At 43.4% G+C, this 18,975-nt stretch carries 13 protein-coding genes; 2 read left to right on the forward strand and 11 right to left on the reverse strand.

Going from position 1 to position 18,975, the window contains the following annotated elements; genetic code table 11:
- Positions 1–50: 50 nt before the first annotated feature.
- From IGI84_RS11540 to rhaB, 6 genes are all read right to left on the reverse strand, one after another.
- Positions 51–488: a PTS sugar transporter subunit IIA gene (locus tag IGI84_RS11540; protein WP_220427174.1), complete on the reverse strand. Its 438-nt coding sequence runs from the start codon at positions 486–488 to the stop codon at positions 51–53.
- A complete protein-coding gene (locus IGI84_RS11545) occupies positions 481–1,959 on the reverse strand; it encodes a BglG family transcription antiterminator (RefSeq protein WP_140966522.1) in 1,479 nt (492 codons plus the stop codon). The genes IGI84_RS11540 and IGI84_RS11545 overlap by 8 nt, the downstream gene beginning before the upstream one ends.
- A 347-nt stretch (positions 1,960–2,306) precedes the next feature.
- A complete protein-coding gene (gene fucO, locus IGI84_RS11550; protein WP_220427175.1) occupies positions 2,307–3,458 on the reverse strand; it encodes a lactaldehyde reductase in 1,152 nt (383 codons plus the stop codon).
- An 84-nt stretch (positions 3,459–3,542) separates the two neighbouring features.
- The gene (gene rhaD, locus IGI84_RS11555; RefSeq protein WP_005234418.1) at positions 3,543–4,367 is read right to left on the reverse strand and encodes a rhamnulose-1-phosphate aldolase; all 825 of its coding nucleotides are present in this window, start codon (positions 4,365–4,367) and stop codon (positions 3,543–3,545) included.
- A gap of 7 nt (positions 4,368–4,374) precedes the next feature.
- Positions 4,375–5,628, reverse strand: a complete 1,254-nt coding sequence (gene rhaA, locus IGI84_RS11560) for an L-rhamnose isomerase (protein ID WP_430600406.1) — start codon at positions 5,626–5,628, stop codon at positions 4,375–4,377.
- Positions 5,625–7,040 carry a rhamnulokinase gene (gene rhaB, locus IGI84_RS11565; protein ID WP_259280208.1) on the reverse strand — a complete coding sequence of 472 codons (1,416 nt, stop codon included), beginning with the start codon at positions 7,038–7,040 and terminating at the stop codon, positions 5,625–5,627. The genes rhaA and rhaB overlap by 4 nt, the downstream gene beginning before the upstream one ends.
- Positions 7,041–7,239: 199 nt before the next feature.
- Here rhaB and IGI84_RS11570 point away from each other — a divergent pair, with 199 nt between their 5' ends.
- Positions 7,240–8,121 carry an AraC family transcriptional regulator gene (locus IGI84_RS11570; protein ID WP_034872044.1) on the forward strand — a complete coding sequence of 294 codons (882 nt, stop codon included), beginning with the start codon at positions 7,240–7,242 and terminating at the stop codon, positions 8,119–8,121.
- Between the two features lie 54 nt (positions 8,122–8,175).
- Here IGI84_RS11570 and IGI84_RS11575 read toward each other — a convergent pair whose 3' ends face one another.
- Both IGI84_RS11575 and IGI84_RS11580 read right to left on the reverse strand, forming a co-directional pair.
- Positions 8,176–9,990, reverse strand: a complete 1,815-nt coding sequence (locus tag IGI84_RS11575; protein ID WP_220427177.1) for a beta-glucoside-specific PTS transporter subunit IIABC — start codon at positions 9,988–9,990, stop codon at positions 8,176–8,178.
- Positions 9,987–12,644, reverse strand: coding sequence for a glycosyl hydrolase (locus tag IGI84_RS11580; protein WP_259280206.1), 2,658 nt, complete (start codon positions 12,642–12,644; stop codon positions 9,987–9,989). Before IGI84_RS11580 ends, IGI84_RS11575 begins: the two co-directional genes overlap by 4 nt.
- Before the next feature lie 152 nt (positions 12,645–12,796).
- On the opposite strand from IGI84_RS11580, the gene IGI84_RS11585 reads away from it, so the two are divergent.
- On the forward strand, positions 12,797–13,765 hold the full coding sequence (locus IGI84_RS11585) for an AraC family transcriptional regulator (RefSeq protein ID WP_005225350.1): 969 nt from the start codon (positions 12,797–12,799) through the stop codon (positions 13,763–13,765).
- 71 nt (positions 13,766–13,836) lie between these two features.
- On the opposite strand, the gene IGI84_RS11590 is transcribed toward IGI84_RS11585, so the two are convergent.
- Genes IGI84_RS11590 through IGI84_RS11600 form a run of 3 tightly spaced genes read right to left on the reverse strand, consistent with a single transcriptional unit; the run spans position 13,837 to position 18,942 of the window.
- The gene (locus IGI84_RS11590) at positions 13,837–15,666 is read right to left on the reverse strand and encodes a lantibiotic ABC transporter permease (RefSeq protein WP_220427179.1); all 1,830 of its coding nucleotides are present in this window, start codon (positions 15,664–15,666) and stop codon (positions 13,837–13,839) included.
- Positions 15,641–17,905: a glycosyltransferase family 2 protein gene (locus tag IGI84_RS11595; protein WP_077452882.1), complete on the reverse strand. Its 2,265-nt coding sequence runs from the start codon at positions 17,903–17,905 to the stop codon at positions 15,641–15,643. The genes IGI84_RS11590 and IGI84_RS11595 overlap by 26 nt, the downstream gene beginning before the upstream one ends.
- Positions 17,902–18,942 (reverse strand): bifunctional glycosyltransferase family 2/GtrA family protein, encoded by a 1,041-nt coding sequence (locus IGI84_RS11600; protein ID WP_077452883.1) that lies wholly within the window; start codon positions 18,940–18,942, stop codon positions 17,902–17,904. Before IGI84_RS11600 ends, IGI84_RS11595 begins: the two co-directional genes overlap by 4 nt.
- Positions 18,943–18,975 lie beyond the last annotated feature (33 nt).

Here is an 18,975-nt window from a genome sequence, read left to right on the forward strand (position 1 = left end):
CTCCTCTAGTTGAGTACCTCTTGCCTTACTGAATTGACCATTCATTCCTATCAGCCGCGTTGGTTGAGAAGGAAGGCTTCGATTTCTTCTTTTGATTTTTCTGCAATGAATTGCAGATTTTCTTCATAGGCGAAACATTTCATTAAGCGGATGACTGCTTGTTTCACCGCGGTTGTTTCGTCAGTCTTCATCAGGATCGCAAAAATTGTTTTTGCTTGCAGCGTTCCCTGCCAAAGGACTTTTTCACCTCTGACTAGGACGATTCCGCTTTTTTTCACCACATCACTTTCAATGTGTGGTAGCGCAAAATCTTCAGCAATCATCGTATTGCCGCTCGCTTCTCGGGCTTGCAGTGCTTCAAATAGCAGGGTTTTGCTCTCCGTCAGCCCGATTGTTTGACTAACAGCTGCAATCTTCCTTAAAACATCGACTTTCGTCTCTCCTGATTCTGTTGAAACTAAAGTAAGGGACAAAGGGAATTTAGTCATTTCTCACCCTCCCAATCATCGCTTCAAGGCGTTTTTGGTCTTCCATCGTCAGCATGGCGCTCACGATCACGACCGGAATCGGACTATCGATCGTTAATTGAACGGTTGAGATGATCATCTCCGTATCCGGGTGTTGCTTTAAAGCCGCTTCCACATCACGAGAAGGTAGGACAGCGGTGATTGCCAACTCACGAAATTTCTTATGCACTTTTACTTTTAATAATTCGGAGGTCCCGATTCCCGTAGTACAGACGATCATAACCTTGAGTTGTTGAGGATGTTCTTCGATCGCTTGAGCAAAGTAAAGGGTGACAAAGCCGATTTCATCTTCTGTGAGCGCTGGCAAATCGTACACTTGGCAGATTTCTCTTGCAGTCTCTTCGGTAGCAAAAAACAAATCTGTGTATTCTAATTTGATTTGCTCCAAAAGATTGTTTTTGACTTCGATGCCATGTCGCAACCGATTGATCATTGGTTTGATATGGCGAGCCAATTTACCGAATAACTCCTCGTCTTCAAATGAGCGCTGCAGCTGAGTGCTCATTTTTTCTATAAATGCATTGGAAATCAGTTTTACTTGTTCTGACAGATCCTCTAATTCATCCGTGGCCTTTTGCATCCGTGAGGAGACGAGGTATTGATACATATAATAGCCTTCGTTTTCTGGTAATTTCGTATGCAAGTACTCTTCGCTATTGCCAATGATCTCCTTGGCGATGGTGGCTAACTCTGGGTTTTCTTGCATTTGCTGTTTCTCTTTCTCATCTAAAATATCCTCGTTAAACGAATTCCCTACTTTGCGAAACCGTCGCAATAAGATATACAGGTGAGAAAAAAGATTAATGTTATAAGGATGTGGTATTACTAATCCTAGGTGATTTTCAATCAAATTCAGCTGTCGCAAAACAAACTCCGCATCATAACGGTTGAACGCCTCATTCGTCACATGCAGATCATCCAAGCGGATGTTGCGGGTTTGTTGGATATACTCCTGCAATGCACGACGGATATTTTTTTCTGCACCGTTCACCCCGATCATTTTATTTTTGCGGGAAACCGTCAGCTCAAAACGCTGCAAAGCTTCAGAAATTAATTTCTCATCACTGTTGATGACCGTTTCACTCACATAAAAAGGCTGATACAGGGAAAAAATATTCTTTCTTTTGGGTGAAATAAGCAATAGCTCCTCCATCACCTTGTTACGGCGTTCCACTGGTGTCAGCGCATTCGGCATTTCCGCTTTCTGACTCTGGGGCTTTTCTTGATGATGGAAACTTAAGCGGTAGCCTTTCCCTTTTTCTGAGAGAATCACATAGTCAATCGCGGCATCCTCATTGATCGCTTTTACGATGCGATAAATCGACTTTGTAGAAAGTCGAAGCGCTGCGGATAGTTCATCGGCTGTGACAAATTCTCTCGTATTGGAAAGAATATGGATGATTTTTCTCTTTCGTTGTTCCATAACAGTCATGTAACCGTTCTCCTTTCTACACACTTATCATAGCACCAGGAAATGTAAGCGTTCTACCATTCTTTGTCCCCTTCATGGGACAAAGACGATCAATAATAAGAATTACAATACAACGTTATGGACAAAAAAAACAGCCATTTTTCAAAATGGCTGTAACAAAATCAGTGTTATCGTCAATGTTCCTTATTCAACTGTTGGAATAAGAAAAGCTGCTAGTTCCCATGAAACGATAAGGAAAACGCCTTTTATCGAAACCCTTCAAACGCCGTTAAAGAGCAATCCAGGTTTAAACGGCTTGTGCAGCAAGCGAAATAACCACGCTCATTGAAAGGAATGATTTGAGCTTTTTACATCAACGAACGATAAAGCTCAATAATTTCTTCTAAAGTCGTATCCCGCGGGTTGCCTGGTGTGCAGACATCGTTCAAGGCATCTTTGGCGATGGCTGGGATATCTTCTTCTTTGACGCCCAATTCAGAAATGGTCGCCGGAATGCCCACATCTTTGCTTAACTGATCGATTGCTTGGCAAGCAGCATCTCGGACGTCTTCAAGTGACATCGCTTCTGCCCCTTCAATGCCTAAAACGATCGCGATCTCACGGTATTTTTCACCCGTAAAGTCTTTGTTGTATTTCATGATGGTTGGCAGCAAGGACGCGCACGCTACTCCGTGAGGAATGTTATACCAAGCGGACAATGGATGTGCCATGCCGTGGACTAAGCCCAAGCCGACGTTTGAAAAGCCCATACCGGCAATGTATTGTCCTAACGCCATCGCTTCTCGTCCTGCTTGATCGCCATTCACGGAATCTCTCAATGAGCGGCCGATGATCTCAATTGCTTTGATGTGCAGCATATCAGTCATTTCCCAAGCGCCTTTGGTAATGAAGCCTTCGATGGCGTGGGTCATGGCATCCATTCCCGTTGCGGCTGCCAAGCTCTTCGGCATCCCCATCATCATATCGCTGTCCACAAAGGCTACCAGAGGAATATCGTGAGGATCTACACAAACAAATTTCCGATGATTTTCTTCATCTGTAATCACATAGTTGATCGTTACTTCGGCTGCAGTCCCAGAAGTTGTCGGTACCGCTAAAATCGGCAAGCATGGATTTTTCGTGTCTGCCACGCCTTCCAAACTAATCACATCTGAGAATTCAGGATTCGTAGCAATGATCGCGATCGCTTTTGCCGTGTCGATCGGTGAACCACCGCCAATCGCGATGATGCAATCGGCTTGGGCTTCTTTGACAAACGCTAAGCCGTCTTTGACATTTTGGATCGTTGGGTTCGGCACGATCCCATCATATAACGCATAATCGACACCTGCTTCATCCAATAATTTCGTCACTTTGGTCGCAACTTCAAATTTCACCAAATCTTTGTCGGTGATCACTGCCGCTTTTTTGAACCCTCGTGCCTTGAATTCGGTCGGTACGTTCTCGATCGCTCCTTTTCCAAAATACGATGTTTCATTCAAAATCATTCTATTCGCCATTCTTCCTACCTCCATTTGTTTGTTTATTCACAATATAGTTTAAATAGAAAAGACTGAAAGCCTTTTCTATTCTTCTACCATTGATTATACCTCAAGATAGCCTGCTCGGGGAGTGACTTTGAAAGCGTCAGCCAATTTTTTCAGATTTTCATCTGTAATGGTTTGTAAAATTGGGCCTTGCGCTTTGACATAGGTGTACACTTCCGCAGCTTTCTCTGCCGTTTCAATCAAGCCAAAGACTTCGTCCATATCTTTGCCAGCGCCATAGATCCCATGTTGCGGCCAAAGAACCAAACGGGTTTCTTTCATTTTAGCAGCCGTTGCTTCGCCGATCTCGTTCGTTCCTGGAACCATCCAAGGAATGATGGAAACACCTTCTGGGAAGACCACCAAGCACTCCGTACACATTTGCCACAAGGTCCGCGTGAAACTGCGTTCATCCAACTCATGGGTAAAACTCATGGCTAAAAGATGCGATGCGTGGTTATGCATGATGATTCGGTTTTCTGGATCGACCGACAAGCGAGCGATATGACTCATGAAATGACTTGGCAGTTCACTCGTTGGCACCGCACCATTTTCCAAGCCCCAAAGCAATTCCAATGTTTGCCCATCTTCTTTGACTCGGATCACACCAAGGTTTTCCGCTGGATGTGCCGCTACATTTTTAAAGTATTTTCCTGAACCTGTCACGATAAAGTACTTGCCAGCTAGTGCCGTGGCATCAAAAATCATGGGAATTTCCCGCAAGACGCTTTGCGGATCGATGAAAGGCAAAATCTCTTCTTCTGTTAATAAGTAAGAAATATTGCCGCCGTTGCGCTCATCCCACCCTAAACGGTAAAGATTTGCTGTTGTTTCCATCATTTCTTGTACAAAATTCGCTTGTAAAATATCAATCTTTTTCATTGTTCTCCTACTTTCTGGCTTTTAAGACGGTTTCTTCATAGGCTTTCACTTCTGATAGCCATTCCAGACCTGCTGGTACCCCTTGGCTTTCACAGAAGTAATTCCAAACATCTGCATACGGATAGTCTTTTAATTCTTCCGTCATGGCTAAACGAGTGGTGAAATCACCTGACAATTCGATGGCTTTTAGTTCTTCGATCGGTTCTAGCATCGCTTTTAGCAACGCTTTTTGAGTATTGCGCGTCCCGATCACCCACGCAGCGACCCGATTGATCGTCGCATCAAAGAAATCTAACCCAATGTTGGTTTTTGGCAATAAGTCATTGCGAACCAATTCGCGGCCAATCTCTTGCAATTCATCGGCCATGATCACGACATGATCACTATCCCAGCGTACAGGTCGGCTGACATGCAGCAAAATGCCTTTGCTAAATAGTGCCAATGAAGACAATTTATTGGAGATCACTTCGGTTGGATGGAAATGTCCAGCATCCAAACAAATCAATTTATCGCGCGTCAAGCCATAGCCCATATAAAATTCATGAGAACCGACGGTGTAGGCTTCGGCACCAAGACCAAACAACTTGCTTTCCACGGCATCTACCGTGTATTCCGCTGGCAATTCTTCAGCAAAAATCTCATCTAATGCTGTCATCAAGCGTTCCCGTGGTGTAAAACGATCGATCGGGTTGTCTTTGTAGCCATCTGGCACCCAGAAATTATTGACACAGACTTGCCCAGTTTCTTTCCCCATATAGGCAGCGATTTGACGCGAACGTTTGCCGTGTTCGATCCAGAACTGACGAACTTCTTCATCTGGTGAAGCAAGGGTAAAGCCATCTTTGAACATGGGATGTGAGAAAAAGGTTGGATTGAAGTCTAAACCTAAGCCTTGTTCCTTCGCCCAAGCAACCCATTTTTCAAAATGCTTCGGCTCCAATTCATTAAGATCCACTGCTTCCTCGGTGTCTAAATAGATGGCGTGAAGGTTCAATTTATGTTTTCCAGGAATCAAAGAGTAGGCTTTTTCTAAATCTTGGCGCAACTCCTCTGGGGTATGCGCAGCACCAGGATAATTCCCTGTTACAGAGATCCCACCAGATAACGCTTCATCACTCAAAAATCCTTGGACATCGTCCCCTTGCCAAACATGCATCGAGATTTTCACATCGGCTAATTTTTTCAAAACCGCATCCGTGTCGACGCCTAATTTGGCATATGCTGTCTTAGCTTCTTCGTAACGCTGTTGAATCGTTGTCATTTTTTTCCTACTCCTTCTATATAACGTTGATAGTTGCTTAAAATCTTGTGATCAAAAGGCTGTGGTTCATGAACACTGCAAGGAAATGAGTGTTTGACCGCGCGGCGTGCTTCAGCCAGCGACGTGAAGATGCCAGCACTCATCATCTGCATTAAAAGATTACCGATCGCCGTTGCTTCACTTGGACCGGCTTCGATCGTCAGCTGCGCAGCATCAGCCGTCAGTTGATTTAAAAAACGATTGTTGGAACCGCCCCCCACGATATGCAGTTTTTGCAGCTTGTTCGTCGTACCTGTCAGCTGTTCCAGCTTTTGCAATTCGCTGGCATAACAAAGCGCTAAGTTATCATACACACAGCGAGCCAGTTCCCCTGCGGTTTCTGGAACTTTCTGCTGGGTTTCTCGACAATACGCTTGCAGTTCAGTAATCATATTTTCTGGATTCAAAAAACGAGGATCATTGACATCGACAAACTGTTGAAAAGCAGGTGTTGCTTGCGCCAATTCCGTCAATTCTGCATAGGAATGCTGATAGTCTTGCTGCCGAGCCACTTCTTGGATCAGCCACATGCCCATGATGTTTTTTAAAAAGCGAATCGTGTTGTGGGCACCCCATTCGTTCGTATAATTTTCATCAAAGGCGGCAAGGGAAACATTGGGTACTTTGGTTTCGATCCCCAGCAATGACCAAGTCCCGCTGCTGATGTAGCCCCAATCTGCCCCCTCTCCAGGTGTACCGATGATCGCCGATGCCGTATCATGACTAGCGACAGTGACAAAGGTCGCTTGTGGCAAATCATAGGCGGGAAACTTCTGTGTTTGCAGTGCGCCTAAAACCGTTCCAGCATCAACCAATGGTGGGAATAGGCCTTCTGTTACGCCGATCTCAGCTAACAATTCTGCATCCCATGTTTGGGTGTTGGCATTTAAAAGCTGCATCGTCGAAGCATTGGTTTTTTCCGTGACCATCTTGCCGGTAAAAACGTAGCCCAAATAATCTGGAATCAACAGCAGTTTGTCGGCTTTTTGCAACAGTTGTGCTTCTTCTGTGGCTAATTGAAAAATCGTGTTGAAGGGCTGCAGCTGAATGCCTGTTTTCTCATACAGTTTTTGCAAAGAATAGCGCTGACCAAAAGTTGCGATCGCATCATTGGTGCGACTATCTCGATAAGCAACTGGGTCGCCTAAACGTTCGCCTGCTTGATCGATCAAACAGTAATCTACTGCCCAGGTGTCGATTCCGACGAAGCAGTCATTGATACCTGCTTGTTTCACTTTTTGCAGTCCTACTAAAATCTCTTGGATCAAATAATCGATCGCCCAACGGTCAAAGCCTTCATGGGGACGAAAGCCGTTTTTAAAGCGATGGATCTCTTCTAAAGTGATCTGCTCATTTTCCCAACGGCTCAGCATCAGACGACCGCTTGATGCGCCGATATCGATTGCGATAAATGTGTTCACTGGTCTCCACCTTTCATTATCTTGTTTAAAAATAAATCGATTACAATTCACTGATTCATTCTTGTTTCCTCAATTTTAGCTTGACAATCAACGAGTTTCATCACACAATTTTGATAAAGACTTGCACAATCTTGGTAAAAAGGAGGATCCGATGGATTACTGGGAAAAAGCCAACCACTCATGGTCAACCGATTCACTGCGTTACATCAATACTTCAACTCAAAAGCAGCGTGAACTTTTCTATTACATTCAAGAAATCGGCTATTTCAAAGCCAGCAAACCTTACTTTACAGAACGAGAGAACCTGCCTTCTTATTTGATCAAGTATACATTGTCCGGCTGCGGTGAATTGCGCTACAAAGGAAAAAGCTATCAATTAAAAGCAGGTGATGTGTTTTTTATCGACTGCCTAGACTATCAGTACTACCGCACCGTTAGTCAAGAGCCCTGGGAAATGGACTGGATCCATCTATATGGCGCCAATGTCGCAGCGTTTTATGATGAATTTCTAAAGAATGGCAGTCCAGTTTTTCACACCAATCCTGCCAGCAGTCGTCAAAATCCGATCCACTTGGTCTTACAAGATTTATTGATGCTACAGCCAGAACCAAATGCGAAAACTGCCTTCCAAAGCTCTGTTTTGATCCATCAGCTGCTCAATGAACTGCTCCTGCAAAAATATCATCTCGACTTTTCGGATAGTGAGATCCCGCCTTATATTTTGCAGATTCGTGACCAGCTAGAAGAAGATTTCCGTCAAGGGATCACCTTGGAATCTTTGGAAGAAAGGTACCATATTAATAAGTATCAAATCGTCAAGGAGTTTTCCAAATACATGGGCTTGCCCCCCATCGAGTACCAGATCAGCAAACGCATCTCTTACTCGAAAGACCTTTTGCGTTATTCTCGTCTTTCCATCAAAGAGATCTCATTGGCGATCGGCATTGAAAACACCGCCTATTTCAGCCGTTTATTCAAGAAAAAAGTCGGCATTTCACCTAGTGATTATCGACAGACGGAGAATGGGCGGTAAAAAAACATGAAATCATTCACTGATTTCATGTTTTTTTGCATTGAATCTAACGTTTTAGTTGGCAACAATAAGAGACTCTTTTTCATTCATGATCTTCTCGAATGCTGACGCATTCGTTACCACAACTGGCGTAATGGTCGCATATCCCTCAGATTGGATAGCTGCGAGATCGGCTTTTATCAGCGGCTGGCCCTTTTTGATTGCTTGATTTGCTTCAACAAGGGTCGTAAAGTGTTTTCCTTCTAGTTCTACGGTGTCAACACCAATATGGATCAAAAGTTCAACGCCTTGATCACTGGTCAAGCCGATCGCATGCTTTGTCGGAAATAAAGCAGTGACCATGCCATCAAAAGGGGCATAAAAGGTATTTGATTGCGGTTTGACAGCTTTACCTTGCCCCATCAAGCCTTCTGAAAAAACTTTATCAGCAACCTCTGTTAAGGGAACGACTTCTCCCTGAACGACTTCTTGAAAATTAATTTTGGTATCCACGGACTCTTTTGAATTGACTGCTTCCCTTTTTTCAGGTTCTACAATTCCCCATAAATAAGTGATTAGAAAAGCCGCAACAAGCCCTACTGCCTGCGAAGCGATCCCACCATAAAATCCACCATCGATTCCTGCTGGATTGATGATCAAAGGAATACCTAATAATCCTGAACCACCAAAAGAATACTGCACTGTCTGCGTAAAGCCTGCAATAACCCCACCTAAACTTCCACCGATGACAGCAGCGATCAACGGACGTTTATAAGGAAGCAATACTCCGTACAATGCTGGTTCGCTGACACCAATCAGGGTTGTCAGACCTGTTGAGTATGCGAGTGCTTTCGTTTTATCATTTTTCGTACGTAGACCAACCGCTACGACAGCACCAGCCATTGCCATTTGGTTCGCTAAGAGCAGACCCATCACAGGATCGAACCCTTGCATCGCCATGTTGTTAAGAAAAATCGGAATGAATGCCCAATGCAATCCGAACATGACCATCAAGATCCATGGACCCCCAATCACCAGCCCACCCAATACCGGACTAAAGTGATAAACATTATTAACAAGCGCTGCCATTAGACTGGATAAGTTGGATATAATTGGACCAACGACCAGCAAGGCAAGAGGGACAGAAACTAGCAACACGATAAGAGGCTGTACCATGAATCGCAAATCCTTCAATGGCCAATTCTGAACGAAGCCATTGATTTTGGATGCCACCCAGACAGCAATGATTGCCGGAAAAACGGAAGAAGTATAGTCCATCATATTCACGGGAATCGACAAAAAGGTCAAACTACCTTCTGTCGCATACGGCAGCAAAGTAGGATAGATCAATGATGCCCCAATCAACATTCCGACATAACTGTTTAATTTAAAATAATTTGCCGCCGAAGCACCTAATAAGATTGGCATGAAGTAAAAGAAAGCATTAGACAATGCATACAAAACGATATAGGTTCCCGAAGTTTCTGACAAAATACCTGCTACTGATAAAATCGTCAAGATTCCTTTGATCGTTCCTGACGCAGCCATAGCGCCTAAAGCTGGCGTGAAAATCCCTGAAATCGTGGTGGTAAATTGATCAAAAAGAGACTTTTTTGTTTTTTCACGAGTATTGTCCTCTTTTAGTTCGCCAACTTGTTGCAGGACCGCTTCATAGACATCGTTCACACGATTTCCTAAGACGATCTGGTACTGTCCGCCCTGTTCAACGACTGAGATCACTCCGTCAAGACTAGCAATCGTCTCCTTATTTGGAATACCGGTATCATGCAATACAAAGCGCAGACGTGTGACGCAATGGGTCACCGATTCGATATTGGTTTTTCCACCAATTTCCTTTAAAACCTCTGTTGCCAACTGCTGGTTGTTCATTTTTGCTCCTCCTCAATAAAAAGTTTGATTTCGCCAGTGATCCCCAAAGGCTCGAACAGGACAAACTGTGAAAGATAATCCCTCATACTGCGACCTAAATTATTGATCACTTCAATCTGGATGGAATTATTCGTTTTTCGAAGCAGGTCCGTCAACTCAAATGTATACGGTGTACTGATTCTTGTGCCTACACAATGACCGTTCACTGAAACAGTCACAACTTCTGAAGCATCTTCAATACTTAATAAAACCTCTCCTGCTGCTTTAGGGAAGTCCACGGTATAAGTGATTTTCCCGCTAAACCGACTGAAGTCATCACCGACCCCCAGTAAAGGCAGTGACGAATATTGTTTTTGACAGGTAACCGCTGCTTGCTCTTTCCCGATTCCTTCGAAAGTGACTTGCCATGGCTGATCGTTTAGATGAACTTCTTTCATAGGTTTGCTTGTTTCAATACGCAATGGTTGTTCCGAGGTAGCTTCAAAAAGAATCAGACTCTCTGCTGGTACTAAATGAATCTCATAGCTGCCATTTTTATATGACACAGGTTTCAGTTTATTTTCTACTGGATCATATTGAACTAAAGGCTTCTCAGCAGGAAAAACAGCCTGAAACTGCAGCGATTCACTGTCATTTTCGTTGAAAAGCATGAATACCTCATCTGTCTGCTGCTGATAATGATAGTACCGCAAATACGGCAGAGCTTTTGACGTTTCTAAACGATCCCGTACCTTCAAGCCAGCATTATCAGTAAGTGCTGTGAGCGGCGTTACTTCTGTCAGACGATCGAGAAGCCGCAGCTCATGGCTAAGCAAAGTCTCTTCAAGGGATTCTTTCACCATCTCCTCAATAAAAATAATTTGAATACCAGATTCTGCGAGAGCTGTCAGCTTTTTGATCAATGAATCAGACATTCGCTCAGCATATGGAATGACTAGTGTTTGAAAGGCATGCTCATTAATGACAAATGTTTGATTCGTATATTGCGCATCAAGCATCATCTCAACCGAAACGATTTCAAATTCGTATTGATGTTCCATCAGTTCACGAGCAACTTTTTGAATCGGCATATAAGCGCCTGCCCACTCCGCTTCAGCATGGTACAGCACAGCAATGTCCGCTTGATGTTTCCCGTCACTAAATAGATAACTCAAACGATTCATATACGCCATCAGCTGTTTGAAGCCCTCAAATTGTGGATTATGGCCTTGCGCATAAAAATGCGGCGGACAATCGGCATCAGGAAAGTCATTCATTGAAAAGGCATGAGGGACAAAATGATTGACCCCTCGCACCAGCATGTGATCGGTTAGCCATTTCATCAGTTTGGTTCCTTCTGACCAACCATATGCGCCGAATACTTCGCACATCGTTCGACCTTGTTTCACAGGGTCTAAGTTTCCTAAAGACGCCCCCATTTTCCCTAATGCGTAATGGAAAAATTCGCCATCCCAGCCAGTAGATGTCATGGCTTCAAAGTATCCGTCATTTTGTTGCGGCATCAATTGATGCAAAACGACATCGATCCCTGCCATTGATTGTCCTTTCATCGATTGAAAGAAGTGACCTGCCCCATAGCCTAAACGTGCATGGGCATTGTTATCCTCAATCACATGTCCGATATAGTCGACTTTATGTTCACGACACCAACGTCCGATCCGCTGAGAAAAGTGTTGACTATATAGCTCAGAAACCAACGACATATAATTGTAACGAATCTTAGCCGTATGTTTTGATTCACCACGATAGAGAGCCGGCAACAGCCCTCGCAGCTCAGTTTCAGATATGGCTAGCTGGTTTGCTAACAAAGTCAACAAATCATGCCGCCACGGCAATGGCATATCTACTTTTCCAAGGACTGCATCAGGACCCTTGATATTCCCAAACCGCGGTTCATCTGAGAAAAATCCTTGGATCGTTGTGCCAAATTTCTCTCCAAAGTGTTGATAATGACTTTGATAAACCGTTTCCAGCAAAATATCTGTTGCTTCTGGTACCAAAGGATTCAAGTACCCTTGTGTCGAAGCTTCCCCTCCTTCTTGTGTCGTGTAAAAGACAAAGATACTCCACTCTCCTTCAGGAATAGACCAATACAATGTCTCATCAATAATTGAGTCTGTAAGGTCGATCCAGTTCTCCTCACTGATCTGCTTAAATCCAGTTTTCTTGACCGCAACGGCGCTGATGATTTCAGCTGAAAAAAATGACTTGCCACTCTCCTTAACCGTTTCCCTTTCTGAATTCAAAATATTCGGTCTTTCTGCATTAAAACACCAATCCAACATAATTCCAGCATTCTTTTTGGGGCCTACAAAATCAAATTGTCGGAAATTCAAAAATTCTTTCTGCAAGTGACGATGATTCTTTTCAATTTCCCCTGCGGCATAGCCTGTTGGAAAGTGTTTATCATCCAAAATCCAAAGTGTCATCTGTCTTTTTTCACACTCTTCAATGATGATCGCCAACTCATCCCACCATTGTGCTTTCAAAAATTCTTCATGGGGGCGTGATTCGATACAGACAGATCGGATGCCTGCTTCATAAATTTTACTGATGTAAGTTTGAATCGTTTCCTTATCTTCTCCATGCATCCATAAAAACGGAAAAATATGATTATCATATTTTTCGTTCAATAAATTCGTTATCTTTTTCATACAAATTCCTCTTTCTTTCTCATTCAACTTCATTTAAAATCATAATAAATGCGCTTACAAATGTATCATAAGCAATTCTTTAGCTTGAAACAATGTCATACGCTTTGCAGATAATTATCATATTTTTAGATTTATGAAAGGAGGAGATCGTAATGACAACCGAAGAAATGGAAGCAAAACTTTTTCAGCTATCTGAACGAGAATGCTATCACAGAGACCATCCAAACCACCTTTCTGACTATTATCAACAGCTGGAAAAAGTGACGATCAATGGCCGACAAGTTTACTTATTCGATAATCTGATGGAAGAACAAGAAAACTTTACTCTGGTAAAGCAAAGCCGCTTCAGTCCAGTTCCTTATCATAACCACAGTTTTATCGAATTAAATTATATCTACTCAGGAACATGCACCCAATTGATCGATGATCAGAAAGTTACGCTGACAAAAGGACAAATTTGTCTGATTGATACCGGAATTCCCCATTCGATTGAAATGACCGGTGAAGAAGATGTTTTGATCAATCTTTTGATCAAGCGGGATTATTTCGCTCAATTGATTAGTCGGGAACAGTTTAATGAAGGGGTCGTGCTTGATTTTGTTCTGACTGCATTGTCAGACAAGCACGCGCATGACCAATATATTGTCTTTAAGAACAATAAAGATGATCGGATCCATGCTGTGATTCAAGAAATGCTGAAAGAAACTTATGAAAAAGCCATTGGTAGTAAACGAATCATCAGCAATCTAATAGCCATTCTTTTCACTTTTCTCGTGCGTGAGTTCGACTATCAGACCAACAAGCAAGAAGCGGCAAAAAAACAGCACATTCTAGCGATCTTGACCTATATCGAAGAAAATTTTCAAACCGTTACCTTACCAAAACTCGCCACCCTTTTTAACTATTCTCCTTCCTATCTAAGTGCATTGATCAAACGAGAAACTAGTAAGAATTTGACCGAATTGATTATCGAAAAAAAATTGAATCTCGCCCACAACTTAATTGCTTCCTCCACCAAACCAATCACCCAATGCGCAGCTGAAGCAGGTTTCACCAATATCACTTTTTTCTATAAAAAATACAAAATTTATTATGGGCATACACCGAAAAAGAAAAAATGATCCTATTTCGCTACTTGCAAAAAAAGAAGCCGAGAAATGTTCCTTCTCGGCTTCTTTCTATTCGTCATTCCCTAACGCCCCAACACCTCCGCCACCGAATAAACACCAGGGGCAAAGGTTTTGCCTGTTAGCTTCTTCGTCATGGCATTAAAGGTATAGTGCTCTTCTAGGACGACGACTTCATCGTATTGCTTTAATAGTGTGCGAAAATCTGCATCTGATAAGAGGAAATTCTCTCGGCCATCGACATTGGGTGAAAACAAGTAATATTTGCCGACATAGCCAACTAAGTAGCTGTCTACTGCTTCTTTATTGGTACTGACGACCAAGTATTTTTTCTGGTTCAGGTCAAAGTGATCGCCAGTAGCGGCTGAAACCTGTGCTGGAATCGAATCAGCATATTCACGATTGTTATAACGCATGCCATTATTTTCTGAAAGAATCAGCAATGTCGCAAAAAATAGCAGAATCAAGGTGCTGTATTGATAGATTTTTTTTGTGGTCAAACTGGCAAAGCTACGGTAGTTTCGCCGATCGATCGCTTGTTCATGATACAAATGATCAATGCCCCGGACCATGAAAAAGGTCATTAATCCAAGTGCTAAAATCACGATACTTGAGGCATAGCGATCGAACCCTGCCAAAGACAATGCTTCATCAGTGGGCATCGAGAACAAGAACATGGCATAGATTCCTAAATAATACCCCCCAATGATACCATCGATCAACAGCAGTTCTTTGAAAAATGGATTGCGTTTTTTCATGATAAATCGGACAAATAGCCAACTGCCCAACAGGATGACCTGGATCAAGAGAATCCCTTGCGTGGAGATCGTCGCAACATCCGTAATGGTTTTGACAAACACATCCGTAATCTGTTGCAGTATCTGTGAATCCTTTTCGCCAAAAATCTGTTTATAAGCGGTCACGCTGACTTCATGCTTCGATTTAGGAAAATTCGCTTTGACATGCAGGTTCCAAAGAATCGCCGGCAGGACAGATAGCCCAATGGCAACTAATCCTACAACCATTATGCCCAGCCGTTGCCGCCAACGAACTGATGCCTGCCACAAGCAGACTAGTAAATAGCCGCCTAAAATCAGCAGAAAAAAGACGGCACTATTTTTGACCAAATCAAGAGAGGCGCCAATCAAAAGAAAGAAACCGATCGACGGTAGTACTTTGCCTTTTAAAGCGAATAAGCCAGCGATGCCAGCTAAAGTCAACACTGGCAGGATAAAGTCTACTAACAAATTATTCATTCGAATCGCAATATTAAAATAATTGAAAACGGCCATACTGGTGAAGATCAGAGCGAAAGCCAGCTTTCTTTTCGGATCACGAATAATCGCAAAGAAACTATACAGACTACAGAAAATCAAAATCAATTGACCAATCAGCAAGACATTCTCATGATAGCCAACAATGATCGCTGTATAAGTAACAAATAGCGAGCTGCCTAAAGGATAGGAAGTAAAACTAATGATGGCATCGGCTGCCGTTGGCAATTGTCCCTGCGTATAAAGGAATTTAACGATCGTCGCCCAATGGGAGAAGTTGTCATAGTGGGTCAAATGACTGTGAAGCAAGGTTAAAACGAACAAAGCAAAATAGCCGTAAAACCACAGCAGGATGGGCTCTTGCAAGCCCCAACGCACCTGATAGCGCTCCTGCCAAAAACGCCAAACGCATAATAGTAAGCCAAGACCAAATAAAACCCATGCCCCCCAGATCAACCATCCTTTGGGACCATATGCGACAAAGGAAAGAACGAGGATCGGCAAACAGCAAGCAGCGATCCAGCTGATGTGTTTGGGAAAATGGCAAACTCGTACAAAAAGATAGGCATAGCCAGCTAATGATAAACCAAAGAGACTAAATCGCAGCAGGATCTCGATCATCGTCTGCCTCCTTTCTCAGCAAGCTGTCTACCCATTCTTGAAAGGCTGCTGTAAAACGCAGCTCGGAAAGATTGCTTACTTGATAAATCACTTGATTTTCTGTTGGTTGAAGCATCGCTTTTTCAGCGTGAAGCACAAGATTACTGATCGGCAAGGTTAGATGAGCCGGCATCTCGACTTCTTCTGCTTTTGTCAGCGTGAACTGGTCAAAACCAAACGTTGTGACCACATAGGTTCCTTCATCAAAGTGCCATTTTTGATCAATGGTCAGTATGGGCACTCGTTGAGGCGGCAATGGCTTTTGTTTGGCTTGCAGCAGATGCTTACCGAGATTCTCAAAAAGACTATCAAAGAAGGTCATCCATGGGTCCCGCAGAACCGGTAAGCTTTGATTGAAGCCATCATAAATGATCTGCAAATAAGCCAAGTAGTCTTTTTCTGATAATTGGTGTAAAGCAACCCCATAGACCCAGCGATCCTTGCCTGAAAAGACGCGGACGACGTTTCCCGTCATCTCTGCTTGGTAGCCATTGCGGGTGATTTTAAAAGTCAGCGGCGAATCCGGCGGAAAATAAAGAGGAACGTCAGAAACGAAGGACAAGCCGTTTTCTGAGATATTTTCTGTCATCAAAGAATAGCTGGCGTCTTGGTCGGAAACTTCAACAGGATAATGGGCTCTGAACCGTTCCGTCGTTCGGTAAATCGGGCGACCGAGATAAAATAAGACCGCAAAGGTTAAGTTAAAGAAATGGGTCAGCAGCCAGAAGGTCAACACGCTGCCATAGAAAATCTCTGAACCGAATTTGCCGTAATTAAACTTCACTAAGCCGATAATCGTCAAAATCAACAGCAACAAATGCGGCACCACAAACAACAAGTCTTTTTTAGACTGAGTTGCTGCTTTATTGGTCACTTTGAAACGGGTCTCTTTGATGCCAATGGCTTGTAAAAAGACAGGAATCACTAGGTAAGGTGCAAAAATCGTTTCCTGGATCTCGCCCCAACGCTGCGTTCGAATATCACTGCTCAAATCCTGCATCGCCAAATGCAAGAACGTATAGCTTGGCAGCCAAAACAGCAGCAAGACCCAAAAGTTGGTCTCTACGACCCTTACATTAAAGACGGTGTACAAAATCGGCGCGAAAATAAACAGCAACCGACGTAAAAACGACCACCAATACAAATAACTGTTTAAAAAAACCATTTTTTGCGCCAAAGACAACGTCTTGTTCTTAAAAAGATGGAGATTGTGGACACTTTGGACCACTCCTCTTCCCCAGCGAATCCGCTGCTTTAAGGCACTTGGGATATCAATGGGAGACAGACCGCTGGCCATTGGCTGCAGTGTTGATAAACTGCGATAACCTTGGCAATTGATCAAGGCGCCTAATTCAAAATCTTCCGTGATCGTGTCCGTCGGAAATCCGCCAGCGGCTTCGATCGCTTCTCGTGCGATCACCGTATTGGAACCTGTATAAATAGCTGTATCATGGGCGTTGTTCAAAACATTGACTTCTCTGGAAAAGAAGTCCTGCTCGTTAGGGATTGCCGCTTCTGAAAAAAGATTGTACTGAAAAAGATCCGCATTATAAAAGCTTTGCGGTGTTTGGACAAAGCCCAACGGTTTGATGGTCTGGTCTTTACGGCGTTCCTGCTGATTTGCCACAAAATATGGCACTGTTTCCAGCAAAAAATCTGAGTAAGGGATCATATCTGCATCAAAGGTCGCCACTAGCGGCGAATTGGTTTCTGATAATGCATGATTGAGATTGCCTGACTTGGCATGCTGATTGCCTGTCAACCCGATATAGCCGATGCCAAATTTATCTGCCAGTGCTTTGACCTCTGGACGGTTGGTGTCATCTGACAAGTAGATGTGAACTTTTTTGGGATCGGGGTATTTCATATGAACTGCCGCATTGACCGTTTTTAATAAAAGCGGCACTTCTTCATTATGGGTCGCAATCAACACATCGATCGCTGGATAGTCGGCTCCTGGCACGATCGGTTTTTCAAAAGGCTTTGCTTTGTTTTTGTTCCAAATCAACAGCAAGCCCGTAAAGTTCGATACGATCTCACTGCCCCAAAGCAGCAAACCAAACAGCAGGGCAAACCAAGACTCGTGCCATGGCAATGTATACAGCCCCCGCCATGATAAATAGATCAGCGAAAAGACAAACGCCAGAAAGTAAACGACTTTTTTCGCCCAAGGCAAACGTTTTTGTTCCACCTCAATCACTCCTTAAAGATGACATTTTTTTGCACATGGTAACTAAAGAAAAAGAGCAGGCAATCAACGCCTATTTTTAACAACACAGAATCCCCGATTGGCAGGATCAAATAGATCAAGTAGACGAGGAAAGAGGACAGCAAAATCTGTACGATCACCAATAAAAAATATTGCAACATACTGTTCTTTGTCCGTTGACCAAAAACAAGCTCACGATTGATGTAATAATTGACGATCGCCGAAATCAATCGGGCCCCCAGCGAAGCGATCACGATGGAGGACAGATCTATGACAGACAAGAAATGGATCAATAACGCATAGGCGATCACATCGACAAAAAAGGAGACCACAGATGAAAACAAATACTTCAAAAAGACGCTATAGATAGCGACAGAATCTGCCAAGACCCGAAAATGGGAAGACGCATTTTCTTCAATATAGATGGTGGCGATCGGTTGCGAGAGAATCGGCCACCCCCGCTTCTGGGCTTCGATCAGCATCCGCGTTTCATATTCAAAGCGCTCACCTGAGATCGCCAACAAATCTGTCATGAATTTCCGAGGGAAAACCCTTAAGCCCGTCTGCGAATCCTCGATGGCAAGACCAGTCGCTAAACGTAAGATATTTCGGGTCAAAATGTTGCCGAACTTACTCCGCAAGGGGACTTCTTTGCCAAAGGATCGGGTCCCTAAAATAATGCTGTCCGGATGGGCTTGGGCCTTGGTTAAGCAAGCCATCATATCGGTATACTCATGTTGCCCATCCGAATCAATGGTCACCATAAATTCAACTGCTGGTTGATTTGTCAGCACTTCGGTGAGGGCGGTTTTGATAGCTGCGCCTTTTCCAAGATTCTTTGGATGGGTCAAAACCTGACAGCCAAACTGCTGTTCCAACGCCGAAAAGACAGACTGATAAGCTGATCCACTGCCATCATCCACGACCAAAATCGGCAGGTGCTGGTTATGCAAACGAATTTTCTCCACCAGAGCCAGCAGTTTGTGGTCAGGTTCTAGCGAAGGAATCATGATTAAACTATTTTCCATATGCGTTCCTCATTTAAGGTAGTATTTTTGAAA

Source organism: Enterococcus sp. DIV0008, from assembly GCF_050542615.1.
In the GTDB taxonomy this organism is placed as follows: Bacteria; Bacillota; Bacilli; order Lactobacillales; family Enterococcaceae; genus Enterococcus_D; species Enterococcus_D innesii.